Origin of the sequence: Protofrankia sp. Cr1, assembly GCF_963555865.1 — a bacterium.
Taxonomy (GTDB): Bacteria; Actinomycetota; Actinomycetes; order Frankiales; family Frankiaceae; genus Protofrankia.
This window is the reverse complement of the sequence record NZ_CAUVXO010000030.1, coordinates 15278-20529: the sequence shown is the minus strand read 5'-3', so window position 1 is coordinate 20529 and position 5252 is coordinate 15278. Positions and strand designations below refer to the sequence as shown.

The following is a 5252-nucleotide window of genomic DNA, read 5'->3' as shown; positions in this document are numbered from 1 at the left end:
TTGGTCCCGCTCCGCCCGGCGGGCGGTCGCCGAAGAGCTACCGGAGCCGGTGGCGGCGGCCGTCCTGGAACTGGTAACAGGACCGATGCGCGCAGAGCCACGCCGGGTGGGCAAACCACTGCACGCGCCGTTCGCCGGGCTGTGGTCCGCCCGCCGGGCGACCTACCGGGTGGTCTACAGCATCGACGAGGACAAGCGTCTCGTCACGGTCGACATGGTGAAACATCGATGGGACTTCTACCGCACGTAGCCGGCCGGATGGGTGTCCGGCCGGCCAAGTGATCCGGGATTTGACCTCCGGCGGGGGTCAGGCTGACGGTTCGGAACCGACGATCGACACGAACGACACGCACTCGCCCGGCCCGCCGCCCAGGTTGTGGGTCATGCCGAGCTTCTTGCCCGCGGCGATCGTGGAGATCGTGCGCTCCGCCGGAGCCTCACCGCGCAGCTGCAGCCAGCACTCGAACATCATCCGAAGGCCGGACGCCCCGATCGGGTGCCCGAACGCCTTCAGACCGCCGTCCGGGTTGACCGGGAGGTCACCGTCACGATCGAAGGTCCCGGCGAGGACTTCCTTCCAGCCGAACCCACGGTCAGCGAAACCGAGGTCCTCCATCAGGACGAGCTCGGTGGGGGTGAAGCAGTCGTGCACCTCGGCGAGAGCGAGCTCCGCCCGCGGGTCGGTCACGCCGGCCTGGGCGTAGGCGTCCTTCGCTGATGCGACGACCTCGGGGAACGTGGTGTAGTCGTAGTCGGGGTCGGAGTTGCCCGTGGCCGGTCCCGCGATGAACGACAGCGCCTTGATGTAGATCGGCTTGTCGGTGTAGCGGTGGGCGTCCTCGGCCCGGACCACGATCGCCGCCGCCGACCCGTCGCTGACACCGGAGCAGTCGAAGATGCCCAGCGGCCCGGCGACCAGCGGCGCGTTGCAGATGACGTCCTTGGCCACCTCCTTGCGGAACTGCGCCCGCGGGTTCTGCGCGCCGTTGACGTGGTTCTTCCACGCGATGCGGGTCAGGACGTCCTTCATCTCGTCGGTGTCCACGCCGTACTTCTTGGCGTAGGCGGGCGCGAGCAGACTGAAGTTCGCCGGTGCGGTGGTCTCCGACCCGGTCCCGTCGCCCGGCGGCGTCGCCCCGGCCAGGCCGGAGAACCCGGAGTCCTTGAGCTTCTCCACCCCGATCGCCATGGCGATGTCGTAGGCACCGCTGGCCACCGCGTAGCAGGCGTTACGCAGCGCCTCCGAACCGGTGGCGCAGTAGTTCTCCAGCCGGGAGACCGGCTTGTAGGGCAGCCGCAGCGGACGCGACAGCGTCAACCCGGAGTTACCCGAACCCATCGTGCCGAGCCAGTAGGCGTCGACATCGTCCCGGGACAGCCCGGCCGAAGCGTACGCCGCCTGGGAGGACTCGATCAGCAGGTCGTCGACGGAGGATTCCCAGCGCTCCCCGAACGACGTGCAGCCCATGCCGACAATGGCAACCTTGTCCCTGATCCCGCGTGACGCCATCTCAGGCCTCCAGCCCTTCGGTGCTGCCCGCGGCCCGCACGGGGCGGGCCTTCCAGAAGTAGTTGTGGATGCCCCGCGCGGTGTTCACCTTGCGGAAGGTCATCTCGACCCGGTCGCCGATGGCGACGCTGTCCGGGTCGACATCGGTCAGCTCGCACTTGAAGCGGCCACCGCCGTCGATGTCGATGACCACGGCGACCAGCGGCGGGCTCGGGGTGAAGGCAAGTCGGTCGATCGTGAACGTCGCCACCGTGCCGTAGGTGTCCGCGAGACGTTCCGGCGCCATGTCGTCCACGGCGCCGCACGAACGGCAGACCCGCGCCGGCGGCAGGTGCCGGGTAGCACAGTTGTTGCAACGGGAGCCGGTGAAGCCGAACTTCCAGTCGGCGTTGCGGCCGGCCGGCGGAGCAGCGTAGGCGTCGGGATCGGGCCGCCGGGGCGGTTCGGTCGCGAGCCGGCCCCGCCAGTTGAGGAAGTCGGCATACCGCAGGGTGTCCCGCCCGCCGGCGATCTGGGCCGCCACCGAGACGGCGGCGCGGTGCTCGGGCAGGGCTTCGGTGGTACGCAGCGCCACCACGGTCACGCCGTCCGCGAGGACGACGACCACGATCGTCTTACCCGCCCCGGCCCTGTCGAGGGTGTCGGCGAGCAGCAGGCCGGCATGGGCGGTCCCGGTGTTGCCGACGGTCTTCGCCAGGCCGTCGACGACGGCGTCGGGCCGTACGCCCGCGCGCCGGGTGAAGGAGGCCACCGACCGCGCGTGCAGACCGGTCACGATGAGGTAGTCGATCTGGTCCGGCGTCAGGTCGATCTGCTTGAGCAGGTCGGCGAATGCCCGGTCGGCGAGCGGTACGTAGACCGACTCGCCGAAGCGCTCCTCCCAGACCCGCGAGTGGTCGTCGCCCGGCACGCGCCACCGGTCGAGGAACTCCTCGGTGGCCGAGGCGTTCGCGAGGATCTCCGCGAGCACGGGTGCCTCCGGCGTGCCCGGCCCGACCAGCAGTGCCGCCGCGCCGTCACCGCCGTCACGCTCGTCCGCGCCACCGGACAGGCCGGTGCGGATGTCGGAGAGCACGACCAGCGTCGGCTCGGTCGCCGCGCTCGCGGCCAGCAGGGCCCCGACGCCGGACCGCACCGAGCCGACCATGTCGACCGCGAGCACGGACTCGTCCAGCCCGAGTGCGGCGTGGATGGCCGTGGCGTTGGTCTTGTCCAGATAGGCCGGCGCCGTCGTGGCGAAATAGACCTGCCGAGGCCCGGACGCGGCCGCGTGACCCCGCAGGGTGATCCGCGCCGCTTCCACACCCAGGGATGTGGTGTCCTCATCGAAGGAGGCCACCGTGCGCGCACCGGAACCACCACGGCCGCCGAGCGCGGCGGCCACGGCCTTGCGCTGGAGCCGGTGGTAGGGCAGATAGGCACCGTAGGCAAGTAGACCCGACATCGTTCTCCCGACGCAGTGTGGCGGAGCTGACCGCTCTGTCGTGACGGACGTGGGCGGAGCCCGGCACTTCCGCGTGACGGCAGAGGACATGTAACAAGTTAGATGCTTGCACGATTTGTGGTGCCGGGCAACCAGTCACGGGGCCGGCCGGCAGTCTCGGGAGGCAACCCGAAGGTCCGATCATGACATCCAAAATAGTTATATGATATGACGCCAATACGGGACCACGGATGCACCGACCGGGACCCGCCAGCGATGTAGAGAGGAGCGCGGCGCATGACCGAGGCACTTGAGGGCAAGGTCGCGATCGTGACCGGCGCCGCCCGCGGGATCGGAGCCGCCATCGCGGCCGCCCTGGCGCAGGCGGGGGCGGCTGTAGCCGTGGCCGACCGCGACGGCGACGGCGCCGCGGTGACCGCGGACAAACTGGCCGGCCGCGCCCTTGGCGTCACCGTCGACGTGACCGACAACGCAAGCGTGCTCGCCGCTGTCGAGCGGGTGCGGGCGGAGCTCGGCGAGGTCGACATCCTCGTGAACAACGCCGGGGTCGACGTGATCGGCCCGTTCGTCGACAGCGACGAGGCAACCTGGCTGCGCCTGGTGGATGTCAACCTGCTCGGCACGATCCGCGCCAGCCGTGCGGTCCTTGACAGCATGCTGGCACGGGGGTCGGGCCGCATCATCAACATCGCCTCGGACGCGGGACGGGTCGGATCGTCCGGCGAGGTGGTCTACTCGGCCACCAAGGGTGGGGTCATCGCGTTCGCCAAGGCACTCGCCCGAGAGACCGCCGCCGCCGGGATCACCGTCAACGCCGTCTGCCCCGGCCCGACCGACACCGCCCTGCTCGACCAGGTCGCGGACGTCAGCCAGCGCCTCTACGACTCGCTCGCGCGGGCCGTCCCGATGAAGCGGATCGGGCAGCCGACCGACATCGCCCCGGCCGTCGTCTTCCTCGCTTCCCCCGCGGCGGGCTACATCACCGGGCAGACACTGTCGGTAAGCGGTGGACTGACAATGGCCTGAGCCACGGGATGACATGCTCAACGACGTCGTGTCGTCCGATTCGGCGTCACGCCATCCTGTTACTCAGAGTGCATCTTGCCGAATTAGATTACTAATTGTACCCTCGTTCAGAATATTGCCTGTAGCCGGGAGCTGCCGTGAACTTCGCCTTCAGCGAGGAGCAGGAAGAGCTACGCCGCGCCGTGCGCGACTTCCTGGAGGATCTTTCTCCGGAATCCGAAGTTCGGCGTCTCATGGAGACCACCGAGGGTTACGATGCGAACGTCTGGGCGAAACTGGCCGGCGAACTCGGCCTGACGGGTCTCGCGATCCCCGAAGAGCACGGTGGTGCCGGCTACGGGTTCGTCGAGGTGGGCATCGTCCTGGAGGAAGCTGGCCGCGCGCTGCTGTGCGCGCCCTACTTCTCCACGGTCGTCCTCGCGACGACGGCGCTTGTCGCCAGCGGCGACGACGCGGCTCAGAAGGACTACCTGCCCGGCATCGCCGGCGGCGACACCCGAGCGACGCTCGCGTTCACCGAGGAGTCCGGCCGATGGGACACCGACGGGATCACGCTCCCCGCGACCCGGCACGGCAACGAGTGGCGGCTGAACGGATCCAAGAGCTACGTGCTTGACGGTCACACCGCCGACCTCGTCGTGGTCGCGGCTCGGACCGCAGCCGGAGTCAGCCTCTTCGCCATCCCCGGCGACGCGCCCGGCCTCACCCGCACCGCGCTGCCGACCATGGACCTCACCCGCAAGCAGGCCCGGCTCGACTTCGACGACACCCCCGCCCGGCTGATCGGTGTCGACGGCGAGGGCGAGGGCGTTCTCCTGCGGGTTCTCGACACCGCGGCCGTCGGCCTGGCCGCCGAGCAGGTCGGCGGTGCCCAGAAGGTGCTGGAGATGGCCGTCGAGTACGCCAAGATCCGGGTACAGTTCGGCCGGCCCATCGGTTCGTTCCAAGCGATCAAGCACAAGTGCGCGGACATGCTGCTGGACGTGGAGTCGGCCAAGTCCGCCGCGTACTACGGCCTGTGGGCGGCCGCTGAGGGCAACGACGAACTCCCGGTCGTGGCCAGCGTGGCCAAGTCCTACTGCTCGGACGCGTTCTTCCACTGCGCCGCCGAGAACATCCAGGTGCACGGTGGGATCGGCTTCACCTGGGAACATCCCGCCCATCTCTACTTCAAGCGGGCCAAGACCTCGCAGCTCCTGCTCGGTGACCCCGCCTACCATCGCGAACAGCTCGCCCAGCGGATTGGCATCTAGCCGGGCTGACCAGCCGGGC

5 protein-coding genes are annotated in these 5252 nt (G+C 69.4%); 3 read left to right on the top strand and 2 right to left on the bottom strand.

The window, feature by feature from the left end; genetic code table 11:
- Positions 1 to 250 (top strand): type II toxin-antitoxin system RelE/ParE family toxin (locus tag U9980_RS05095; RefSeq protein WP_322766899.1); only part of this gene is annotated, 250 nt, incomplete at its 5' end.
- 57 nt (positions 251 to 307) lie between these two features.
- Here the strand turns inward: U9980_RS05095 and U9980_RS05090 are convergent.
- Positions 308 to 1510: an acetyl-CoA acetyltransferase gene (locus tag U9980_RS05090; RefSeq protein ID WP_322749444.1), complete on the bottom strand. Its 1203-nt coding sequence runs from the start codon at positions 1508 to 1510 to the stop codon at positions 308 to 310.
- Between the two features lies 1 nt (position 1511).
- Complete coding sequence (locus U9980_RS05085; RefSeq protein ID WP_322766898.1) at positions 1512 to 2954, bottom strand: OB-fold domain-containing protein; 1443 nt, start codon at positions 2952 to 2954, stop codon at positions 1512 to 1514.
- A gap of 276 nt (positions 2955 to 3230) precedes the next feature.
- Between U9980_RS05085 and U9980_RS05080 the strand changes: the two genes are divergently transcribed.
- Both U9980_RS05080 and U9980_RS05075 read left to right on the top strand, forming a co-directional pair.
- Entirely contained in the window at positions 3231 to 3980 is a 750-nt protein-coding gene (locus U9980_RS05080; protein ID WP_322749442.1) for a glucose 1-dehydrogenase, read from the top strand.
- 137 nt (positions 3981 to 4117) lie between these two features.
- Positions 4118 to 5233, top strand: a complete 1116-nt coding sequence (locus tag U9980_RS05075) for an acyl-CoA dehydrogenase family protein (RefSeq protein ID WP_322766897.1) — start codon at positions 4118 to 4120, stop codon at positions 5231 to 5233.
- The last annotated feature ends 19 nt before the right edge of the window (positions 5234 to 5252 follow it).

What these genes read in the sequence shown, in the direction of transcription:
- U9980_RS05090 (WP_322749444.1), bottom strand. Translation starts at nt 1,510, where the DNA reads ATGGCGTCACGCGGGATCAGGGACAAGGTTGCCATTGTCGGCATGGGC.
- U9980_RS05085 (WP_322766898.1), bottom strand. Translation starts at nt 2,954, where the DNA reads ATGTCGGGTCTACTTGCCTACGGTGCCTATCTGCCCTACCACCGGCTC.
- U9980_RS05080 (WP_322749442.1), top strand. Translation starts at nt 3,231, where the DNA reads ATGACCGAGGCACTTGAGGGCAAGGTCGCGATCGTGACCGGCGCCGCC.